Origin of the sequence: Providencia sp. PROV004, assembly GCF_011045615.1 — a bacterium.
Taxonomy (GTDB): domain Bacteria; phylum Pseudomonadota; class Gammaproteobacteria; order Enterobacterales; family Enterobacteriaceae; genus Providencia; species Providencia rettgeri.
Genome location: NZ_CP042859.1, coordinates 3,972,227 through 3,993,139, shown reverse-complemented (window position 1 = coordinate 3,993,139; position 20,913 = coordinate 3,972,227). Strand labels below are relative to the sequence as shown.

20 protein-coding genes are annotated in these 20,913 nt (G+C 39.6%); 12 read left to right on the top strand and 8 right to left on the bottom strand.

The features are described from left to right. The first annotated feature begins 13 nt into the window (after window positions 1-13). From FVA69_RS18345 to FVA69_RS18290, 12 genes are all read left to right on the top strand, one after another. Window positions 14-2,704 (top strand): outer membrane usher protein, encoded by a 2,691-nt coding sequence (locus tag FVA69_RS18345; protein WP_004907825.1) that lies wholly within the window; start codon window positions 14-16, stop codon window positions 2,702-2,704. Window positions 2,705-2,739: 35 nt separating this feature from the next. Continuing rightward, the gene (locus FVA69_RS18340; RefSeq protein ID WP_109912689.1) at window positions 2,740-3,492 is read left to right on the top strand and encodes a fimbria/pilus periplasmic chaperone; all 753 of its coding nucleotides are present in this window, start codon (window positions 2,740-2,742) and stop codon (window positions 3,490-3,492) included. Window positions 3,493-3,505: 13 nt separating this feature from the next. Then, entirely contained in the window at window positions 3,506-4,087 is a 582-nt protein-coding gene (locus FVA69_RS18335) for a fimbrial protein (protein WP_004907828.1), read from the top strand. After that, on the top strand, window positions 4,080-4,634 hold the full coding sequence (locus tag FVA69_RS18330) for a fimbrial protein (RefSeq protein ID WP_004907830.1): 555 nt from the start codon (window positions 4,080-4,082) through the stop codon (window positions 4,632-4,634). The genes FVA69_RS18335 and FVA69_RS18330 overlap by 8 nt, the downstream gene beginning before the upstream one ends. Window positions 4,635-4,644: 10 nt before the next feature. After that, on the top strand, window positions 4,645-5,130 hold the full coding sequence (locus FVA69_RS18325) for a fimbrial protein (protein WP_227024197.1): 486 nt from the start codon (window positions 4,645-4,647) through the stop codon (window positions 5,128-5,130). Further along, a complete protein-coding gene (locus FVA69_RS18320; RefSeq protein WP_004907834.1) occupies window positions 5,130-5,660 on the top strand; it encodes a fimbrial protein in 531 nt (176 codons plus the stop codon). Before FVA69_RS18325 ends, FVA69_RS18320 begins: the two co-directional genes overlap by 1 nt. A 17-nt stretch (window positions 5,661-5,677) precedes the next feature. Beyond that, window positions 5,678-6,520 carry an MrpH family fimbial adhesin gene (locus tag FVA69_RS18315; protein WP_004907835.1) on the top strand — a complete coding sequence of 281 codons (843 nt, stop codon included), beginning with the start codon at window positions 5,678-5,680 and terminating at the stop codon, window positions 6,518-6,520. A 14-nt stretch (window positions 6,521-6,534) separates the two neighbouring features. Continuing rightward, on the top strand, window positions 6,535-6,804 hold the full coding sequence (locus FVA69_RS18310) for a helix-turn-helix domain-containing protein (RefSeq protein WP_004907837.1): 270 nt from the start codon (window positions 6,535-6,537) through the stop codon (window positions 6,802-6,804). A 368-nt stretch (window positions 6,805-7,172) separates the two neighbouring features. Continuing rightward, a complete protein-coding gene (locus FVA69_RS18305) occupies window positions 7,173-8,141 on the top strand; it encodes a siderophore ABC transporter substrate-binding protein (RefSeq protein WP_004907838.1) in 969 nt (322 codons plus the stop codon). Window positions 8,142-8,144: 3 nt separating this feature from the next. Then, window positions 8,145-9,107: an ABC transporter permease gene (locus FVA69_RS18300; protein ID WP_004907840.1), complete on the top strand. Its 963-nt coding sequence runs from the start codon at window positions 8,145-8,147 to the stop codon at window positions 9,105-9,107. Beyond that, entirely contained in the window at window positions 9,094-10,077 is a 984-nt protein-coding gene (locus FVA69_RS18295) for an iron chelate uptake ABC transporter family permease subunit (protein WP_109912688.1), read from the top strand. Before FVA69_RS18300 ends, FVA69_RS18295 begins: the two co-directional genes overlap by 14 nt. Before the next feature lies 1 nt (window position 10,078). Beyond that, window positions 10,079-10,837: an iron ABC transporter ATP-binding protein gene (locus tag FVA69_RS18290; protein ID WP_102138091.1), complete on the top strand. Its 759-nt coding sequence runs from the start codon at window positions 10,079-10,081 to the stop codon at window positions 10,835-10,837. A gap of 637 nt (window positions 10,838-11,474) precedes the next feature. Here the strand turns inward: FVA69_RS18290 and FVA69_RS18285 are convergent. From FVA69_RS18285 to FVA69_RS18250, 8 genes are all read right to left on the bottom strand, one after another. Then, window positions 11,475-12,938, bottom strand: a complete 1,464-nt coding sequence (locus tag FVA69_RS18285; RefSeq protein ID WP_109912687.1) for a hypothetical protein — start codon at window positions 12,936-12,938, stop codon at window positions 11,475-11,477. 39 nt (window positions 12,939-12,977) lie between these two features. After that, entirely contained in the window at window positions 12,978-14,546 is a 1,569-nt protein-coding gene (locus FVA69_RS18280; RefSeq protein WP_109912686.1) for an SLC13 family permease, read from the bottom strand. 90 nt (window positions 14,547-14,636) lie between these two features. Then, complete coding sequence (locus FVA69_RS18275; protein ID WP_117162591.1) at window positions 14,637-15,269, bottom strand: hypothetical protein; 633 nt, start codon at window positions 15,267-15,269, stop codon at window positions 14,637-14,639. A gap of 10 nt (window positions 15,270-15,279) precedes the next feature. Next, window positions 15,280-15,750 (bottom strand): CYTH domain-containing protein, encoded by a 471-nt coding sequence (locus tag FVA69_RS18270; RefSeq protein ID WP_109912684.1) that lies wholly within the window; start codon window positions 15,748-15,750, stop codon window positions 15,280-15,282. A 164-nt stretch (window positions 15,751-15,914) separates the two neighbouring features. Next, entirely contained in the window at window positions 15,915-16,886 is a 972-nt protein-coding gene (locus FVA69_RS18265; RefSeq protein ID WP_109912683.1) for a LysR family transcriptional regulator, read from the bottom strand. A 242-nt stretch (window positions 16,887-17,128) separates the two neighbouring features. After that, window positions 17,129-17,629: a RidA family protein gene (locus FVA69_RS18260; protein WP_004259262.1), complete on the bottom strand. Its 501-nt coding sequence runs from the start codon at window positions 17,627-17,629 to the stop codon at window positions 17,129-17,131. 123 nt (window positions 17,630-17,752) lie between these two features. Continuing rightward, complete coding sequence (locus FVA69_RS18255; protein ID WP_004907849.1) at window positions 17,753-19,171, bottom strand: NAD(P)/FAD-dependent oxidoreductase; 1,419 nt, start codon at window positions 19,169-19,171, stop codon at window positions 17,753-17,755. A gap of 921 nt (window positions 19,172-20,092) precedes the next feature. Beyond that, the gene (locus FVA69_RS18250) at window positions 20,093-20,755 is read right to left on the bottom strand and encodes a DUF1028 domain-containing protein (protein ID WP_004907850.1); all 663 of its coding nucleotides are present in this window, start codon (window positions 20,753-20,755) and stop codon (window positions 20,093-20,095) included. Between the last annotated feature and the right edge of the window lie 158 nt (window positions 20,756-20,913).

Sequence of the window (20,913 nt, the reverse complement as noted above, 5' to 3'; positions counted from 1 at the left end):
CTAAGGGACTATTATGGCTCTGCGATTAAAAAGTAAAAATAAAGTATTTAATAACTCAGTAAGTTATTTTTTAACGCCTGTTGCTACCATGGTGTTTATAGCTATTGCTCATATAAATTTAGCTAATGCGAATAATGATAATATTGAGTTTAATACGGATGTTTTAGACCTTCAGGATAAAAGCAATATTTCCTTAAATGAGTTCTCTCGAGCAGGCTATGTCATGCCAGGGAAGTATCCATTTAAAATTAATTTAAATAGTCGCGACTTAGCTGACACTTTTGATATTGAATATATCGCGGATCCTAATGATCCAAGTATGACAGAGCCTTGTTTAACGCCAGATGTTGTCGACCATATCGCTTTGCGCGATGAATGGAAACAGAAGGTTGAGTTTTCTAACAATGGCCAATGTTTAATTCCAGAAACGATTCCTGGAATGACAATAAATGGCTCTTTAGCTAAAGAAACTATCACAATTACGGTACCTCAGGCTTATATTGAGTTTACTTCTGATAACTGGGATCCACCATCTCGTTGGGATGAAGGGGTGCCCGCTCTAATTTTTGACTATAACTTGAATGCTAACGTGACAAGGCCTGCGGATTCAGCCAATACCCAGTCGGTTACTGGTAATGGTACAACAGGTTTTAACCTCGGCGCGTGGCGTTTTAGGGCTGATTGGCAAGCTAGTTATAATCGGACTAATGGGCAGTCAACCGATCGTAAATGGGATTGGAGCCAGTATTATGCTTATCGAGCAATCAAAGAGTTAAATGCAAAGCTAACGATGGGTGAGCAATTTTTACGCTCAGGTTTGTTTGACTCATTCCGTTATATGGGGGTGAGCCTGATCTCAGATGAGAGAATGCTACCACCAAATCTACGTGGTTATGCACCTGAGGTAACAGGTGTTGCAAGAACCAACGCAAAAGTGATTGTAACTCAGCAAGGGCGCGTTATTTATGAAACGCAAGTCGCTCCGGGACCTTTCCGTATTCAAGATTTAAGTGATGCGGTTAGCGGTAAGTTAGATGTACGAGTAGAAGAGCAAGATGGCTCTGTACAAGAGTTTCAAATGAATACCGCCTCTATTCCTTATTTAACACGTCCAGGCTCAGTGCTATTTAAGATAGCGGGTGGTCGACCGAATAATATGGAACATGAAACCGAAGGGCAAGGGTTTGTTACGGGGGAGTTTAGTTGGGGAGTTTCTAACGGTTGGTCATTATTTGGTGGTGGTATAGCAGCGGGTGATTATAACGCGTTATCACTGGGTGTTGGTCGAGATTTACTTGCCTTCGGTGCAATTTCATTCGATATCACCGAGTCACGAGCAAAACTGAAAACAGATAACAAAATCTATACGGGTGCATCGTATCGCTTAAGTTATTCAAAACGTTTTGAAGAATATGATAGCCAAGTAACCTTTGCTGGATACCGATTCTCTGAACGTGACTTTATGAGTATGAACCAATACCTCGATCGTCGTTATAGAGGTGTGGAGTTCGATAATAGTAAAGAGCTATATACGATTACATTTAATAAGTATTTCACGAATGCAGACCTAACCGCGTATCTGAACTATAACCACGAAACCTATTGGAATAAGCCAGCGGCAAAACGCTATAACGTTTCTATTGCGAAATATTTCAATATCGGTCGTTTTAAAAATATCAATTTAAGTTTAACGGCATTCCGCAACAAATTTGATAATAGAAATAATGACGATGGGCTATACATGAACCTCTCTTTGCCATGGGCAGATAGAGCATCAATTAGCTACAACAATATGATAACGAGAGATGGTAACTCACACACTGTCAGCTATTTCGACTCCGTTGATGATAAGACCAACTATCGTGTTGGTACTGGGGTGAGTAGCCGAGGTCGTGGAACTATTGATGGTTTCTATACGCGTTACGCAGATTTAGCAACAGTAACTGCAAGTACCAGCTATATCAATGGTGATACTTCTTCAGCCGCCTTTTCTCTACAAGGTGGTGCAACAGTCACAGGGCATGGTGCTGCACTGCACCGTATTAATACCCCAGGTGGTAGCCGTGTGATGGTGGGTACTGAAGGTGTGAAAAATGTGCCTATTCAAGGTTTCGGGCCGACCACGGAAACCAATATTTTTGGTAAAGCGGTAGTTGCTGATATCAGTGATTATTACCGTACTAATACACATATTGATGTGACTCAATTGCCTGACAATGTGGAAGCTATTCGGACATCTCAGCCAATTACGCTGACCGAAGGGGCGGTTGCTTATCGTGAGTTTGAAGTGTTATCGGGTATTAAAACTATGGTGAGATTGGCATTGGCTGATGGAAGTTATCCGCCATTTGGCGCCACAGTGAGAAATGAAAAAAATAGAGAGCTCGGTATCGTGACTGATAATGGCTCTGTGTATATCTCCGGTGTCAATCCAAATGAAGTTTTAGATGTGCATTGGGATGGAAGCACGCAGTGCAAAATTCAGGTTCCAGAAAATATTACAACGGCTGAATTTAACTCACTGTTATTACCGTGTACAAGCAGCCCCAGTGTTGAACCTGGGTATATGCCAGCAAAAGCCGTTCCTGTTGGGCAGCCAGCACCAGTTTACAAGCCTGCACCGATTAAACAGGGCGTAGCACCCAGTCAGCGTTGGTTATTGAAACCACCGGATATTGCTTACAGCGTAGATTATACCGAGTAACCCAAATTGCTTGATTTTATAACTAGTTGGTACATATGAACATTAAGAAAATTGCATTTTTTACTACAACAATCACGTTATCCGCGGTGCTATGTGGGCAGGCTTTGGCCGCGATTGCCCTCGATAGAACACGCGTCATTTATAATGGGGCTGAAAAGACCATTAGCTTGAATATTAAGAATGAAAACACTGAGTTACCATACCTTGCACAGGGGTGGATTGAAGATGCAAATGGTAACAAAATTGAAAGCCCACTCACAGTTTTACCCCCGGTTCAACGTGTAGAAGCGGGTGAAGGTAGCCAAGTTAAAATTCAAGCTCTTCCTGATATCGCGACATTGCCTCAGGACAGAGAGAGTGTTTATTACTTTAATTTACGTGAAATTCCACCACGTAGTAAAGAAGCGAACGTATTACAAATTGCATTACAGACGCGAATTAAATTGTTTTATCGACCAAAAGCGTTATATGCCACACGCACGGATTTAGAGAATCCATGGCAAGAGAAAATTACGCTAACACGTAAAGGTGATGCCTACGAAGTCACGAATCCAACCCCTTATTTTGTCACCATTGTAGACGCAAGTACAAAAGTGGGCGGAGACACGGTGAAACAGTTTGAGCCTGTCATGATCTCACCAAAAAGTAATGGAATGCTTAAAGGTAGTGCAAGTGCGATGGGGGCAAAACCCGTTCTAACTTATATCAACGATTATGGTGGAAGGCCTAAACTGACGTTTGGTTGCGCTGGTACAACTTGCAAAGTTGAATCTTCGACGGATAGATAACGGGGAATAACGTATGAAAAGGACTCTCCTGTTCAGCACTATCTTATTCGGTTTAGTTCCAGTGTTCACCTTTGGAGCAGACAGTTGGGATATTGATGGATTACATGGAACATTGACAGTCAATGGCATGATGACCGAAGCACCTTGTACGATGGATGTGACTAATTCAATGCGCCAAGAAGTGTCTCTAGGGGAGATTCCTTCTTATTCACTGCGTAAACCTGGTGATAGAGCTGAGCCAGTTTCATTCGAATTAGAATTTAGACATTGCATTCGCACGGAAAGCCGAATGAAAGACACAAGAACGGGAAGATCGCTTTGGGATGCAATGCAACCGGTGATAACTGTCTCTTTTGTTGCCGTATCGGATCAACATTTTCCAGAAATGTTAAGTGTAAAAGGCGTCTCTGGCTTGGCGTTAGAAGTGACAGATGCACAACGAGAAGATATCAGACTAGGAAGCCGAGGTCGTCCTCAATTTCTCGATGCACCGCAGGGTACTCTTCAATACTTTGTAACGCCAGTGAGAACCCCTGAAAAATTGACTGAAGGAAGTTTCAGCGCCGTAATGGACTTTAAGGTGGATTATGAGTGATTTAAACAAGCAGCGGTACCTGCTGGCATCTTGTCTCGCTGGACTATTTTTTACATCGGTTTCTTATGCAGGATTACCTGATTCGCGTATTAGCCCATCGGGAAATACACGGGCAACAGTTACACCCGGTATGATAACTGTACCGATTAAAGGGGTTGTTTTGGCTCCACCGCCTTGCAAAATTAATGGTGGAAATATAATCAAAGTTAATTTTGATGAGATCATGAGTACCCGAATTGACGGTAATGCCTATTCGAAGCCCATAAATTACAATATTAATTGTGAAAAAAGGCCAACATCACAAATGAAAATGACGTTGATTGGTATTCCTGCATCTTTTGATAGTGGGGCAATTGAAACAGATCTTCCGGGTTTAGGGATTGCTTTTCGTTATAACGGAAGCAAGCTTCGATTGAACCAAGAGGTCAAGTTTGTGTACCCAAATGCGCCTCAATTTGAAGCCATACCTGTTCGTGATTTATCCACAACTCTGACAAAGGGTGGGGTTTTTCATGCAGGCGTCACTATCAAACTTGATTATCAGTGAGGGAAAAATAATGCAAAGAATAATGAAAAGACTTCCTCTGATAATGAGTTTGTTAGTTATACCTAGCAGTGCCGTGATGGCAAATGATGTGGAGTTTACTGGAACCTTGCTAATTCCACCGCCTTGCACTGTTTTTGAAGATAAAGTCCACGTTATTGAATACAAAGATATTGGTTTACATAAGATTGATGGTATCAGATTTACGAAACCTATTAATTACGCTTTGAAGTGTGAAGACAATTTAAAAGGTTGGGACTTAATGCTAACTATCAAAGGGACAGCAACAGATTTTGATAAGTCGGCACTGGAAACCAATATTCGAGATCTTGGCATGCGTATTACCCAAAATGGTTTAGGTTTTGAAATCAATAAACCATTGAAAATTACTTATGGGCAACCGCCTGTTTTAGAGGTTGTTCCTGTCAAGCGATTGGGAGTGACGTTGCCTGAAGGGGGCTTTACTGCAACAGGCACATTGCTAGCGGAGTACCAATAATGAACAAAGTAATCCAATGTGCAGTAGCAGGCGCCTTACTTATTAACTTTAATGCTGCTTTTGCTGTGCCTGATAATTTAAGAGTTATCGGTAATTTAGTGGAGGAGCCTTGCACTATTTTACCGGGTGATGAAAACATTCCGATGGATTTTTTTGATACACCGGAGAAAAACTTTTATGCCTATGGTGAAACTCCGCCTAAAGAGTTTGTGATTAAGTTGTCTGACTGTGACACGACAATAGGCAAATTTGTGGAAGTGACTTTTTCAGGGACACCTAATCTTGCACTTCCTGGTTTTTTAGCATTATCAACAAGTAGTGTTGCATCGGGTTTCGCGGTGGGGCTGCAAAATTCAGATAAAACACCACTGGCTATTGAACAGAAAGGCTCGAAGCTAACGCTACAAGATGGCGCTAACCAATTGCGGTTCTATGCCTATTTAAAAGGTGAACCGGATGCTATTGCTGATAAGACAATAAAAGTAGGGCCTTACAGTGCTGTAGCAACATTTAAATTAGATTATGAATAATAAGGCTGTGAACTAATATGAAAGTATTTTTATCGCTATTAATTGGTGCAGTCATGTTTTCGCCTTCTGCATCAGCTTATATTTTTTCCTATATCACTGAATCAAGACCCGGTAATAATCCAAATAACGGAGATGCAGATTATAAATATGTGATTGCTCGTTGGGATCCTGAATCGCCGAGTACGCCTAATCCTTGTTATGGGTGGTCGACATGCTATCTCACCATAAGTCATAAGCATACCGCTGATGGAACACCGGGGGCTGCAACAGTCAATTTGGCCGAAATTTCTAAGTATCGATATATGATAGATGTTCAGAATATCCCCGGGGTTTTGGCAAGAGCGACAGCTCCAGCAACACAGTGGGCTGTTCATACCGGAGTTAGGTTACAGAATAATCAAGAGTGTGTGGGGCTGTTTTACCAAGATCGCACTGGTGTTACAAGCAGAGGAGGTCTACTTCCTGGTTCTCAATGTGGTATAGCTCCGCCACCAATAGGAGCTTGTAAGATCAACAATAACATCCCGGATATTAACTTTGGCCCAATTAGCGAAGCTGATCTCGCTGGCCAATCAAAACAAGTGAACGTTAGTGTGACATGTAACTTAGCGATGGATGTTTTGGTGATTGCCACTGGTGTGAACGTGACAAATGGACGTGTAAATTTACGAGCAGATAATAGCTTATATGCGAATTTGTATTTAGGTGGGAATGATACTCCAGGGGAAAATGGTTACAAAATCCATGTGCCTGCAGGTGGAACAAACTCGGTATCCCTAAAAGCCGTATTAGGTACCAATGGCCGAGTTCAAGCTGGTCAGTTTGAAGGTGCCGCAGCCCTTATTTTAACTGTGCCTTAATAAATGGTGATAATATGTATTCAGAAAATGGCAGCGAAAAAATCCATTATATGGTAGGTCAGAGGATCTTAGAAAAACGTAGAGAACTGGGATATACAGGGTTTCAGTTAGCTCAATTGTTAGGTGTTAGTCAACAGCAAATCTCACGCTATGAAAGAGGTAAAATCAAGATTGATTTGTTTCATTTATTTAAACTTGCATTTTTGATGAAAACGCCAATTGATTGGTTTCTTGAAGATATTAGTTCTCAGCTCAATGAAAATGGGCAATTAGATGACATGTAATCATGCGCATTTAAATGGGAATTAATGGTATATAGGTTGAGATTACGGATTTATATCGTCTGCTGTCATAAAAATAGTTAAGCAAACAAATACAGTCGCAGGCTCAACCTATTTATTTTACCCAATGAAGTGCAGTCAAATCACGTTTTACTCTATTTTCCTGATTTTCTATATCTATCCTCTTTGTTTAAACATTAAAACCTACGTGGTCAATTCATTGAATTGATGTTTTTGTGCGTTAAGACAACTTTTTAGTGAATGCAAATGCAAACTAATATCATTTGCGCTTGTTTGCGTGTAATATACGCCAAATTGTGAATCACAAAATTTAATCATCAGTACTTTTATCGATGGACGGAGGAAATTAGATGTTTGCAAAATCATTAGTTTCGGGTATTGCTTTGTTATCTGCGTTAGTATTAGCCGGTTGTGATAACGCGAAAGACACGACAGAAACAACACAAGTTGCAGAAAAACAAACTATCACGATAGAACATGCCCAAGGCAAAACTGAAATTCCTCGTCATCCTCAAAAAGTCATTGTGATGAACATGGAAACATTGGACATCATGGATGCACTTGGCGCCCCAGTTGCGGGTGTTCCACAAACCAACGTTCGCTTCCCTGAATTCTTAACGAAATATAGTGGTTCTGAATACGTCAATGGCGGAACATTATTTGAACCCGCTTATGAAACATTAAGTAATGCTAAACCTGACCTGATTTTAGGTGGAAGCCGTGCCCGTGATGCTTATGACAAACTCAGTGGCGTTGCTCCAACTATCTCATTAGACATTGATAACAAAAACTTTATTGGTAGCTTAACTGAGCGTACTAATGAACTTGGTGCATTGTTTGGTAAAGAAGAACAAGCCAAAAAATTGATTGCTGACTTCAATACTAAAATTGAAGGTATCAAAACTAAAGCACCTACCGCGGGTAAAGCGATGGTGATCTTAGTCAGTGGCGGTAAAATTTCCGCATACGGTCCGGGTTCTCGTTTCGGCTTTATCTTTGATGTATTAGGTTTTGAACCTGCTTATGTATTTGAAGAAAACACGGGTCGCCACGGTAACATCGTTAATGCAGAGTTACTGGTGAAATTAAACCCAGATTGGTTATTTGTTATCGACCGTGATAGCGCGATTGGTAAAACAGATGCACAGCCAGCAGCAGAAGTATTAGATAACGCATTAGTGAGAAAAACCGCAGCGTGGGAAAAAGGCCAAATTACATACCTTGACCCAACTGCCGTATATATTGCAGGTGGTATTCAAACTTACTCTAAGTTAATGGACGATATCAATACAGCATTAGAGAAGAGCCAAGCAAAATAACCGATGAAAACGCTTTATCTTTTTTGTGGAATTATCGCGTTATTGGTTTTAGCGGTATTAAGCTTGTTTATTGGAGCGGGTGACGTGTCACCCGTTTCGCTTTTCACCGACCCAGAGATGCAAGACATCTTTTTTATTAGCCGAATTCCCCGAACCGTCTCTTTGATTTTAGCAGGTAGCGCCATGAGCGTTGCTGGGCTAATCATGCAATTATTAACACAAAACCGCTTTGTTGAACCTTCTCTTGCAGGGACAACCCAGTCAGCCAGTTTAGGTTTATTGGTCGTTATGGTGCTTTTCCCTGCAGCAAGTATTATGACTAAGATGGTGGTCGCTAGCGGTTTTGCGCTTCTTGGCACCATGTTGTTTATGGTGCTATTGCGTCGTGTCATTTTAAAATCCGCCCTGATAGTCCCATTGGTAGGGATTATGTTGGGTGCAGTGATTAGCGCATTGACCATTTTTACTGCTTATTATTTCGACTTATTACAATCACTTGGTGCATGGATGAGCGGTGACTTTTCTAGCATCATTCAAGGCCGATATGAACTATTGTGGTTAGTAGGAATATTAACGTTAATTGCTTGCTGGATTGCCGATAGCTTTACGGTTGCCGGTATGGGGCGTGAATTTTCAATTAATGTTGGCCTAAATTATCGCAAAGTAATGACCATCGGTTTATCGATTATCGCTTTAATTAGCGGCGTAGTGGTCGTGGTGGTCGGCGCGTTACCTTTCCTAGGCTTAATTATTCCAAATCTCGTGAGCTTAGTGATGGGGGATAACATACGTAAAACCATCCCTTGGATTTGTATTGCTGGTGGTGGTTTAGTTTTACTGTGTGACATTATTGGGCGTTTAATTCGCTATCCATTTGAAATCCCTGCAAGTGTGATTTTAGGTGTTGTTGGCGCGGTGATTTTTTTATATTTATTGTTGAAGCAACAACGTTATGCAAAAAGTTAATACATCAATAGCGTTACCGAAGAAAAGGGTAACGCCGTTGCAAAGAATATGGATACTACTGGCTTTGTCATTGTTATCCATTATTCTTTATATGACGGTCAATTTGGGCAGTAACCTTGCCTATATTTTGCCGCATCGAGGCTATATTGTTCTCACGATGATCGTGGTGGCTTTCGCTGCTGGGGTTTCAACAGTTCTCTTTCAAACTATTGCTAATAATAAGATACTGACACCATCTATCATGGGGTTAGAAGCATTATTTATATTATTACAAACCATTTTTGTCTTCTATACCGATAGCTTTCCATCCTCTTGGTTATTGAATATTGGTAAATTTTTATTAGAGTCCACATTACTTGTGTTGTTCTCTGTTCTGCTTTATCGCTGGTTATTTGTGTCAGTTAAAATGAATATCAACCTAGTATTGATGGTAGGTATCATTCTTGGCACATTATTTCGCAGTGTAGCGACATTACTACAGCGTTTAATGGACCCCAATGAATTTTCCATTTTACAAAGCCGGATGTTTGCCACCTTTACGAAGGGGACGCCTGAGCTGATTGTATTCACACTGCTGATTACAGCGGTGGTAGGGGTTTTGTTGTGGCGCATGCGCTATTGTTTTGATGTTATCGCGTTAGGGCAAGCCAATGCGGTGAACTTAGGGATTAATTATCGCCAGCAAGTCACGGTTATTTTGTTACTTATTTCAATCTTGGTTGCTGTTTCTACAGCACTGGTTGGCCCTTTAACATTCTTAGGCTTGATGGTCGCGAACTTAGCTTATTTAGTGGCTGGCAGTAGCCAACACCGCTATTTGCTCCCCGTTTCCTTTCTACTTGGTGTCATTGCGCTGATTGGCGGCCAGTTGATTCTTGAGTACGGTTTAAATATGGCGGGAACATTATCAGTCGTTATCGAATTTGTCGGCGGAATTTTCTTTATTTATATGGTGTTAAGAAGGTTTTAGTATGATTGAAATTAGTCAGATATCGAAAAGTTATCAGGATACTAAAGTCTTAGATAACGTGACAACAACAATTAAAAATAGCGGTATTACCTCAATCATCGGGCCTAATGGTGCAGGTAAATCAACACTGCTGTCGATTATTGGGCGTTTGTTACAGCCCGATGATGGCGGTTATGTCAAAGTGAATGAGCTTGATGTTTCAACAACACCCAGTGATAAATTAGCAAAATGCTTATCGGTTTTGCGCCAAGAGAACCAATTTGCGAGTCGATTAACCGTCGAGGAGCTGGTTGGTTTTGGGCGTTATCCGTACACGAAAGGCCGTTTAACTATTGATGATAAAAAGAAAATTGATGAGTCACTCTCTTTTCTCAATTTGTCAGATTTGCGCCACCGCTATTTAGATGAGTTATCGGGTGGCCAGCGCCAACGAGCTTATGTTGCAATGGTTTTATGCCAAGATACAGAATATGTTTTACTGGATGAACCACTCAATAATCTCGATATGAAGCATGCGGTGATTATGATGAAGTTATTACGTAAAGCGGCTGATGAACTAGGGAAAACCATTATCCTAGTGATCCACGATATAAACTTCGCTTCTGTTTATTCAGATTACATTGTTGCACTGAGAAACGGGCGTCTGTCTTATCATGGCAAACCAGAAGAGATCATGAAATCTGAAATTATTGAGGATATTTTTGATACGCCAGTGGATATTAAGCGGGTGGATGATCAGTATATTGCTCTCTACTACTAAATTTTCGTCATCCTTCGAGCTGTAGCGGTGTTGGCTACGTTTAGCTACTCCGGGTCACATACTTTTGTATGTTCCCAATTTTCGTCATCCTTCGAGCTGTAGCGGTGTTGGCTACGTTCAGCTACTCGGGTCACATACCTTTGTATGCTCCCCGAGGTATCTTTTCTTGCCGCCTTGCTGCCGTTCGAATGGTTTAGAAAATTAAATTTTCGTCATCCTTCGAGCTGTAGCGGTGTTGGCTACGTTCAGCTACTCGGGTCACATACCTTTGTATGCTCCCCGAGATATCTTCTCTTGCCGCCTTGCTGCCGTTCGAATGGTTTAGAAAATTAAATTTTCGTCATCCTTCGAGCTGTAGCGGTGTTGGCTACGTTCAGCTACTCGGGTCACATACCTTTGTATGCTCCCCGAGATATCTTCTCTTGCCGCCTTGCTGCCGTTCGAATGGTTTAGAAAATTAAATTTTCGTCATCCTTCGAGCTGTAGCGGTGTTGGCTACGTTCAGCTACTCGGGTCACATACCTTTGTATGCTCCCCGAGATATCTTCTCTTGCCGCCTTGCTACAGTTCGAATGATTTAGAAAATTATCGTGAATTAGAATATTTTTCTTGAGAAGAAAATAAAAAAACAAAATATTTATGGTGAAATTTCAATATCTTCATCGGTTGTCAGTAAATCTAGTGACTGCAACACTTCTAAGCGTTTAATTCCATCGGCATTCACCACTAAACGAGCCAGCTCATTATAGGTTTTTTTGTTAATTGTGACGCGACGGCAAAGGTAAATGTGATACACCTTTTCACCAATAATCGCAGGCTCATCATCATTCACAGTGAGTTCTTCATAGCTAATATCAATATATTTTAGGAAATCCGAAATATTAAAACGCGTAATATCTGCGATTGATGATTGGTTTTTTTCAAACACGGATTGGCGGTTATGTAGCAATACATCTTTGCGGTAATACAGAATATCTTCCATTCGCTGGACGTTAACTAAATTGACCCAATGCGATTTTTGCCGCATTTCACGGATATCTGGGGAAAGCATATTTTCATTAATAAAACGAAAAGACTCTTTACAAATACCGACTGGTGCTTTCACTCCTTCGCGGTAAATACGTAATTGCCGGTCAGGGATCCATTTTTGAAATAAGCGATACAGCTGCTCTCGACCTACTTCTTTCAGCCTATCTTTGAAGATATAGCCGATGACCATAGCCAAAAATAAGTTGGCACTTAAAGCCCCATATTTTCCTTGCCAGAAAAAGGCGATAACAGTTGCGAAAAGCATTGAAATTGCAGCAGCAATACCATAAATAGAGTGTAATAACAGGGGAAGTCCTCGCTTGTGGCGAATTTCTAAATAGAGATAGCGATTGATATATTTTTTCAATAAATTACGGCGATATGTGACTAATTCAGCATCCGTCTCATCACTAGGAAAACAATCAGGGTATTGTTTCTTTAGGTAACGCATTTCTTGATACCAGAAATGACGTATTTCTTCGCGCAATGGCATTTGCTTATCGGCTAATAAATCACGTAAATAATTCATGGTGTAATACGTCATGAATTCGTCACAATAAGAAAATGCATTGGAATGGATTGCTTCTTCAATTTTGGTTGACTGTGTTGCTAATTCCCGATAAGTACAGAGACATTTTGCGATGTTTGCCATGAACTCAGCTAAGTATTCAGGCGTTTGCCGTTGGGGATTTTGGCTTACCATTTTAACATTCAAACGAACGGTTCTTTTGAAGGTTAAAGCATAGCGCTTTAGCCTATTTTCATACTCGTCTAATGAAGGTAAGTTTTGTGGCGTACATTGTTGTAACCACTGTTTTAGTTCATCTAATGCCCCGTTTTCATCAGTCAGTGATGATAATTTTACGGTCGGTGGGCGCAGCCGAATATAGTTTTTGAGGCTGCGCTGGAGGTTTGATGCTGTGTAGAGGTCTGGGTTAATCTGTAATGATGAAGGCAAAAAGAAAAAGGTCTCTACTTGGTAACGGATCTCTTTAGACTTACGTGGAAACAACACTTTTTGTTTGATTTCAAACTGTTTTTTTCCATGGATCTTGAGAGATTCTTTAATCATATTTTCCTTCACACTGTTCTTTTGGCCAATATTCTATCTTTACCAAAGATAACTATTAAATCCCATGAGTGGCATAATGTAATGTGTCCATAGTATTAGTAGTATCCAGATAAGAATGAGTTGAATCATACCATATTTAAATGAGTCACCGGTTGAATATTGGTCAGTCAAATAACTGATATTAGCAGGCTTAGAGTTAAAATAGAGAACATAAACCTGATTAATCATAAACGCCATTGGTAAACAGAAGCCAACTAAATCCCAGTTATATCGTTGAGCAATGGCAATAATAATAGGGAATAAAATAATTGTACGTGCTGTTTTACTTTCACTAATCAATGTGGTGAGTGCAAATACTGCGCTTAATACAGCGAAAACAAGCAGTTTTCCAGCACCTTGAGGGTCTATGTTCCAATGGTCAAAGGCTTTGTGGACATAAAGGCCGACAATATCCGTCTGGTCCATCATACCGCCTAATACGTAAGCACCAAAACTAAACATTAACATGTGCCATGGAATATCAGCATCATTCCATTTCATGACACCCATTGCTGGCAGCCGTGAAAAAGAGGGCATCAGGACAATACAAGCACCTGCTAATGCGACAACTTCAGCTCGTAAGCCTGTCCATTTACCCGTGGACCATAATAGTAAAACAAGAATAAATACGACCCCTGCTTTAATTTCACTGATTTTGACTTTACCTAATGCATTATATTCCGAGCGTAAGCGGTCCATGCCACCTTCGAGTTTCGGTGTTTTTTCTTCATCTGTAATCCTAAAAATAAACCGAGTCCCAGTCCACCATGCGACTAAACATTGAATGACAGCCAATGGGAATAGTGCAATAAACCAATCTTGATAAGTGACTAATGCACCTGCTTTTTCTAGCATTGCTGCCGCTAATAAATTGGCCGCAGAACCTGTTAAGAATGCGCTAGCGGAGACATTATTCGCCAGTAAGTTAAGGAGCACCATATTACGGCCAACATTGTTACGCTGAGCACCACCAGTGGCACCGTAGATAGCCGAAATCACCATAAATAATGGCAGTAGTAGTGCCGTTTTTGCCGAGGTTGCACTAATAAATGCACCAAAAATCAAGTTTAATGCCACAAAGCATAGGAATAACATGGTTAAATGATTTTTAGTTTTGAGTACTAGCATGAGTGAAATACGTTTTGCCAAACCTGTCGTAACTAATGCGCTCGCTAGGATAAAGCTGGCAATATTTAGAATCATGACGGGTTCACCTAGCATCGCGAAGGCAGGGCGCATTTTCATCACACCAGTAATGATAACGACAACAACGACAATTAATGACGTGAGATAATTTGGAATAGCTTCAGTGAGCCATAAAATCAGTGAAGCAACAAAAATCCCCATTGCACTATAGCAATGAGCTGCCGGAACTTTTGTTTGTGCTTCAAATACATCGATTGTCCCACACCATTGTAATTCGAAAAATAGAAATGAGAGAATAGCTAAAGGTACACCAATGAGTTTGAGATTTTGCATTAGTGCGCCAGCTTTGATATCACGGAATTTTTCTAATGAATAATTACGCATATCAAGTGGGTCAAAGCTTGGCTTACTATTTGCTGACATACATATCTCCTTTTATTATTATCATTCAAGGGTCGGTGTTATTTGACTCGACCCATATAGATGAACAACGATATGCATTACATAAAAGAGTTACATGCCAACAACACGCTTGGCGGCTTTCAAATAATTTGTATTAGGTAATTTGTTGATACCTAAGGCATTAACGACGGCTTGCATTTTTTCGTAATCTTCACTTTCACAACAAGCGGTTTCCATTAGTGCCCCATTGAACCAAACGCGTGCAAACTCACAAATAATGCCATCGACCATAAAGCCATAGCGCATTTTTTCAACGGTGACTGCATTGAGACAAGGGTGTTGGCGCACAATAGCTTTGAATTCCTCAATTTCATAGCTGTCTTTATCGAGAGGAATATCAACTTCAAGGTGAGATAAAATAATATTTAATTCTTCTTTTTTTACTGGAAATTGGAATTTGCCTCTCGGTTGGAATATTTCATAGCCCTCTTTTGTTTCACCAACTTTAACTTTAATATCTAATAATCCATCACGTACTTTTACATTGGCATCATTCGTTTTTTCAGATAAAAAATAGGTTTCTATTGGCATTTTTCGCGCAGCGTATAAGGTTGCTTTGACATCCCAAATTTTAGTTTCTATTTCGTTAATAAGGTCATGTCCAAATATTCTAAATTCTGCTCTAGGTACTATTTTACTTGCATCTTCTTCTGATATCGCAATATTTTTAGTTAATGTATTCATAAAATTCCCCTTATTTTTTCCATGTGGTATAAGGATTAGCAACAAGATTAGAATTAAAATATTTGGGGTCTGAAGATATTTCGTCGCCTACCCATTCGGGTTTTTTAAAGGATTGGTTTTCATCGCTAAGTTCGACTTCAGCAACAATTAACCCTTCGTTAACACCAAAAAATTCATCTACCTCCCAAATTAAGCCATCGAAGGGGATTTTATAACGTTTCTTGTCGATAATGGGTTGTTCTGCTAATTGCGTCAGCATAGCAACACAATCAGCATGGGGAATTTCATATTCATATTCAGTTCGAGTAATACCGACGGTAATTCCTTTAATTGTTAAGAAGGCTTTATCATCGATAGTTCTTATTCTAACGGTACGTTCTTTCTGGCTATTTAAATAACCTTGGGTGTAACGAACACCATTGGCTAACTCTCTCCATGAATCACCCGATACTAAAAATTTACGTTCAATTTCTTTAGCCATTATGATTACTCCTGAGAAGAACAAAGTGGTTAATTTTTATTATTAACCATGCATTTTATTTAAAACCATCTTTGCACATTCATAGAGGAACCAAAAATCAGCAAGTTGTATGCGTAATATAAGTAAATATTATAGTTGCTTATCTGTTGTATAATTGATGCGATTTAGATATTTTCGGTATGAATAAGTTGCGCTATATCACTATTTAATGATATTTCGTCAGATATTTCGCGTAATAGCATAATAAATTGAAAAGCAGCTGCGGAAAGCGAACGATTAGTTTGATAAGTTAAATAATAATCTGCATCAACATCAAAGGCATTAATTTGTAGCTGGATCAATTTTCCAACACTAATATCATCGATAACACTTAAATAAGGCAACGCGGTAATCCCAAAACCACTTGCGACTAATCTTTTTGTCGCCTCTAAATTAGTGACAGTAATAATAGGGGGAGGGGAATCATGGAGTGCAATATGTGCTTTTAGCCAATCTTCAATTTTAGCACGAGTGCGTGTTCCCTTTTCCCTCATCACGAGAGAAGCGTTTGTGAACTCTTCTATTGTTAATGGACGCTGAAGTTGTAGAAGTGGAGAATTGGGACCGACAACGGCGATATAGGGCTCCCGGTGTAAGAATACTTGGTTTACATTCGGTACAATAGGGACTCGGCCTGCTAAACCAATTTCTGCCTCTTGTTCTGCTACCCAATCCATCACTTGCTGTGAATTGCCAATTTTTATTTTTATATGAATCAGCGGATAGCGAGTATTAAATTGTTTTAGGATATCTGGCAAATAATAACTGCCCATAACAGCAGTTGCTGCAATTGTTAGCGTTCCAGTTTGTAATAAATTTAAATCTTGAAAGACATGCTCTATCTCATCAAATAATGAAAATAACCTTTTGGTATAGCTATAGAGTACTTTTCCTTCACTGGTTAAGGTGATTTTTTTTCGGGAACGATCAAATAAAGCAACCCGTAGAGAATTTTCTAAACCTTGGATTTGTTGGCTAACAGCTGGTTGGCTCAAAAATAAAATATGTGCTGCTTGAGTAAAGCTACCACTTTTAGCCACGTAATGAAAAGTTTTAAGATGGTCTAAATTCATTCGACTGACAGTATTGTGAGTCATTTTTGTTTACCCGCGATGTCATATTTTTCAGCCCTGATCCGTTCTTTGAAATTATAAGTAGGTGTGAAACGGTTGCACAGAAAAGGAGTGATAATTTGTGACCGCACAGAGGATAGGGGGATAAATAATAGCGGTAGCGTGAAGTAATGTATCAAAAAAAGAATGGAATAGGGTTATTAGGGGGAAATATAATGGGGCATAATGATTATGCCCCATTATTGATTATTCTTCGTTAGAAGAACTTATTTTTTTGCAGCAGGGCGTACCGCTGTCACTTCGATTTCTACTCTCCAAGCTGGGTTAGCCAGTTTAGCGACTTGGAAGGTAGAACGAGCTGGCAGATTAGTAATTTTCTCAGACTCATAGAACTTGTTGTAACCAGCCATAAAGCCAGCGAAGTCCATAGTACCTTGAGTTTCTTCACCACCAACTAAGAATACTTGCATTTTAACAACGTCATTCATCGTCAAGCCCATACCTTCGAGGTTAGCTTGGATTTGTTTTAATACGTTGATTGTTTGTGCTTCGGTATTACCATAAGACTCTAAAACGCCTTCTTTTGCGTCAGCAGAGATTTTAGAAGGAACTTTTCCGCTTAGGAAAATGAGGTTGCCCGCGTTGATTTCTACTGATTCAGAGATAGGGAATCCTTTCACTGGAACGCGTTTAACATCATCGGCTGCATTCGCACTTGCTACACCTAAAATCAAAGGCAGAGAAAGCAATAAAGTTTTATAGCGCATGTAAACTCCTTAACATTATCAAAGTAAATAGGATCTATTAGTTTTATCAAAAATTAAACTTTCATGTAACTTTAAACTATTCGCTAATAGATCCACAGTAAAAATCGCTTTTTTTCCTGTTTTTTAGCTAAAACGGGAAAGTTTATACGGCGTAGGATCGATAAATGGTGTTTCGCCCATTAACAATTCTGCCGTTAATCGACCAGATGCAGGGCTTTCCGTCATACCCCAGCCTGTGGCGGTGTTGATGACTAGTCCTGGATACTGCTCGATTGTTGAAATAATTGGAATTTCATCATCTGTTGGTGCAACGGTACCACCCCAACGTTCAACCACTTTAGACTCTTTAAATACTGGGAATTCTTTTCTCAGTCTTTCCAGAACGCCATCTAAGTGTTCGTTGTTTGGTGTATTAGTTGCGGTACGGAACTCTTCAAAAGGTGTTTTCTCGTCTAAGTTCCAAGACGTTGCCATCATGAAGGAGTTGAATAAATCTTTACCAAGAGAGAACTCTAATGGTAATTCCCCGCCGCCTAATACGTGTAGGAATCTTGGTCCTAACAGGAAGCTGTCTTTTACGATAGAGCTAGTAAAGATACGTGGCGCAACGGCGTAGGTACCATCAGCTTGTTCACGGAAGTGAATACCGTTAGGTAAGTGGACGTTACCTTTTGGTGCGCCTGGTACGCCAGTAATACGCTGTTGTGATAGGTAAACGTTCAGTGTTGGAACATCAATGCCTAAGTTACCCATGAACAGACGCGACCAAATACCGCCCGTCAGAACAACACGAGAAGTTTTGATTGCACCTTTTTCTGTGACAACATCAGAAATTTTGCCGCCCGCCGTTTCAATACCACGTACTGCGCAATTGGTGTAGATGCGAATACCGATTGATTTTGCGTAGTTTGCCATGGTTGGTGTGACAACTTCAGGGTCAAGGCTACCTGAGTCTTCTTCAAATCCACCGATTTTCCATGGAGTTTGTGCATCAACCAGACGATTCGCCAGTTCAGTTCCTTCAATCATACGGGTACGTAAAGGTGTATCGAAACCTGGGTTTTCAGATGCAGATTTAATCCAGGCTCTTGAAATTTCTAAATCTTCTTCGCTTGAAGGTACTTCAACACGGCCTTGAACACGGTAGCTGGTATCAGCACCGATTTTTTCGTTCATGCCAAGCCATTGAATTTTTCCGTAATGGTGTAAAGGGAAAATAGCTGGGGAAGTCTTATAACTGATAATTTGGCTATATGCACGGCCTGATTGCTCACCACCGACAACACCTTTTTCACAGATAACAACATTAAGACCTTTTTCAGCAAGGTTAATTGCAGTCATGATCCCTTGAAGGCCGGCACCGATGATGACTGCATCTGCAGACTCTGGTAATTTGCCTTCTGTGCCAGCAACAGCTGGTACACGTGATTTAGTCGATTCAAAACGACCTTCACGATTGATCATAGGAACAACCGCAGCACCCCCTGCTAAAACACCAGCAGCACCAACCCCTAATAACAGCTTTCTTCTCGAGATTTTCATCTATAACCTCAATAACAATCTTGTTTTTTATATAGTAAATAATTTCAAATTGAGATTATGATCTTATCATATATTTCATAATTATTAAGTATGGGTAGCATTTGTTAATAAAGTTGGGTGAATGATTCGCGAAAGTAAATTGATATTGTCAGTGTTGTAAAGGGTTTGTCGGAGATTATGCTGTTTTTCTAATTTATGATTTATTATTTTTTATAACTAACTGTCATGAAAAGTGTACAGGTGTAAATATAAATATTTCGCTTAAATAGTGTTATTAAGAGTGAAACCAAAATAAGGGATGAATATTTCATCACAGAAGAAAGTGCTGAATATCCCTTAAATGCTAAAGGGGGGAGTGAATATAAAAAATATGTTTTAAATGAAATAAATGAGTTATTTTTTGTTCGTTTGATTATTAATTATACGTAGAGTCAGAGCAATATAATTCATATTGATTTAAAAATACTCACTTATTTGTATGTATTTTATACATCTAGGTGGTGTTTTTTAATTTATTGATAATTATGATTATTTTGTTTTCATCTATTTTTTAGCGTAGTAACTGAGTGAGGGTAATAACCTAATTGTTATTAAGGTTAATAATCTTGATAAATTAACAAAGTGCATTTGTAGATTACGAAAAACCAGTCACTTTGATTACTTTGAGTATTATAGCTAAATAATTAGAAACTTTGGTTTCTACTACTGTGCAGCAAATGATTAAGATGCTGCAAGATAGAAATCAATTATTAAGAATATATTATAAAATAGTTTTTTTGGATGAATGAAGGAATTAAGAATAATAAAAAAATACATAATTATTCATTGAGTTAATAATAAAATGATTTATTAACCATTTTGTTTCAGGGTGTATATCATTAAATTATTTTACATTATTAGTCGATACACACCTAAATAGCATCAATTACGAGTGATATATTCATTTCCTGTAGGAATTTGTGCAAAAAAATCAGCATAATCTTCGGAACGAACCTGTTGAAGAATGATGGAAAGCGCTGATAGCGGTGCTTCTGACCAGTCACTGCGAATATCGATATCTGGATATTGTCGGTTATTCCATACTTTTAATGCAGCGGAACGGATCCCTCTGTAGTCACCACCTTTATCTGCACCTGCTTGCATGGCGATGAGTAATCGATCAGCCAGAGCTTGATGTGAGTTGTTATGGTAGCTCTGATAAATGGCATTCAGGACTTGCTCTCCAACTAACATATTTCCAGCAATGGCTAAGTTAGGCTCCGATAAACTTCCGCACCAAGGTAAGCAATTTTGGCCGGTCCAATCAGCTGTACCTCCATGATTATCAAGAATAATCAGCTGCCGTTGCTTCCGCTCAATATCTTGCGTTACAAGATAGTCTAAGCTGTTATTTGCATTATGGCCTTGCTGCAAATATTCAATACCGGTTAAGCCTGCAATTGGGTTTGTCATTGCTTGAGTGGCGATGGCTCCCGTTTGGCTTTTACCATGTAAGACTAATGCTCCAACCGCAGGACCACCTGTTGCCGTCGCTGCACCTATTTTTCCTGTCAATGGGCAGCGCGCCACAATTGAAAATGTCATTTTGCACCTCATAAATTAGATCTTGATCAAATTTATCATTATAAATTCTTGCTTGAAATATAATTTATCATCATAAATAAAGAAAAAGATAAAATTATTAACAAAATTGACACAAATCACACTTCACAATCATATGGCAATGTCAGTACTCGGGGAGG

What these genes read in the sequence shown, in the direction of transcription:
- FVA69_RS18300 (WP_004907840.1), top strand. Translation starts at nt 8,145, where the DNA reads ATGAAAACGCTTTATCTTTTTTGTGGAATTATCGCGTTATTGGTTTTA.
- FVA69_RS18260 (WP_004259262.1), bottom strand. Translation starts at nt 17,629, where the DNA reads ATGCGCTATAAAACTTTATTGCTTTCTCTGCCTTTGATTTTAGGTGTA.
- FVA69_RS18265 (WP_109912683.1), bottom strand. Translation starts at nt 16,886, where the DNA reads ATGACTCACAATACTGTCAGTCGAATGAATTTAGACCATCTTAAAACT.
- FVA69_RS18270 (WP_109912684.1), bottom strand. Translation starts at nt 15,750, where the DNA reads ATGGCTAAAGAAATTGAACGTAAATTTTTAGTATCGGGTGATTCATGG.
- FVA69_RS18250 (WP_004907850.1), bottom strand. Translation starts at nt 20,755, where the DNA reads ATGACATTTTCAATTGTGGCGCGCTGCCCATTGACAGGAAAAATAGGT.
- FVA69_RS18255 (WP_004907849.1), bottom strand. Translation starts at nt 19,171, where the DNA reads ATGAAAATCTCGAGAAGAAAGCTGTTATTAGGGGTTGGTGCTGCTGGT.
- FVA69_RS18305 (WP_004907838.1), top strand. Translation starts at nt 7,173, where the DNA reads ATGTTTGCAAAATCATTAGTTTCGGGTATTGCTTTGTTATCTGCGTTA.
- FVA69_RS18310 (WP_004907837.1), top strand. Translation starts at nt 6,535, where the DNA reads ATGTATTCAGAAAATGGCAGCGAAAAAATCCATTATATGGTAGGTCAG.
- FVA69_RS18280 (WP_109912686.1), bottom strand. Translation starts at nt 14,546, where the DNA reads ATGTCAGCAAATAGTAAGCCAAGCTTTGACCCACTTGATATGCGTAAT.
- FVA69_RS18330 (WP_004907830.1), top strand. Translation starts at nt 4,080, where the DNA reads ATGAGTGATTTAAACAAGCAGCGGTACCTGCTGGCATCTTGTCTCGCT.
- FVA69_RS18320 (WP_004907834.1), top strand. Translation starts at nt 5,130, where the DNA reads ATGAACAAAGTAATCCAATGTGCAGTAGCAGGCGCCTTACTTATTAAC.
- FVA69_RS18345 (WP_004907825.1), top strand. Translation starts at nt 14, where the DNA reads ATGGCTCTGCGATTAAAAAGTAAAAATAAAGTATTTAATAACTCAGTA.
- FVA69_RS18295 (WP_109912688.1), top strand. Translation starts at nt 9,094, where the DNA reads ATGCAAAAAGTTAATACATCAATAGCGTTACCGAAGAAAAGGGTAACG.
- FVA69_RS18335 (WP_004907828.1), top strand. Translation starts at nt 3,506, where the DNA reads ATGAAAAGGACTCTCCTGTTCAGCACTATCTTATTCGGTTTAGTTCCA.
- FVA69_RS18285 (WP_109912687.1), bottom strand. Translation starts at nt 12,938, where the DNA reads ATGATTAAAGAATCTCTCAAGATCCATGGAAAAAAACAGTTTGAAATC.
- FVA69_RS18290 (WP_102138091.1), top strand. Translation starts at nt 10,079, where the DNA reads ATGATTGAAATTAGTCAGATATCGAAAAGTTATCAGGATACTAAAGTC.
- FVA69_RS18315 (WP_004907835.1), top strand. Translation starts at nt 5,678, where the DNA reads ATGAAAGTATTTTTATCGCTATTAATTGGTGCAGTCATGTTTTCGCCT.
- FVA69_RS18325 (WP_227024197.1), top strand. Translation starts at nt 4,645, where the DNA reads ATGCAAAGAATAATGAAAAGACTTCCTCTGATAATGAGTTTGTTAGTT.
- FVA69_RS18275 (WP_117162591.1), bottom strand. Translation starts at nt 15,269, where the DNA reads ATGAATACATTAACTAAAAATATTGCGATATCAGAAGAAGATGCAAGT.
- FVA69_RS18340 (WP_109912689.1), top strand. Translation starts at nt 2,740, where the DNA reads ATGAACATTAAGAAAATTGCATTTTTTACTACAACAATCACGTTATCC.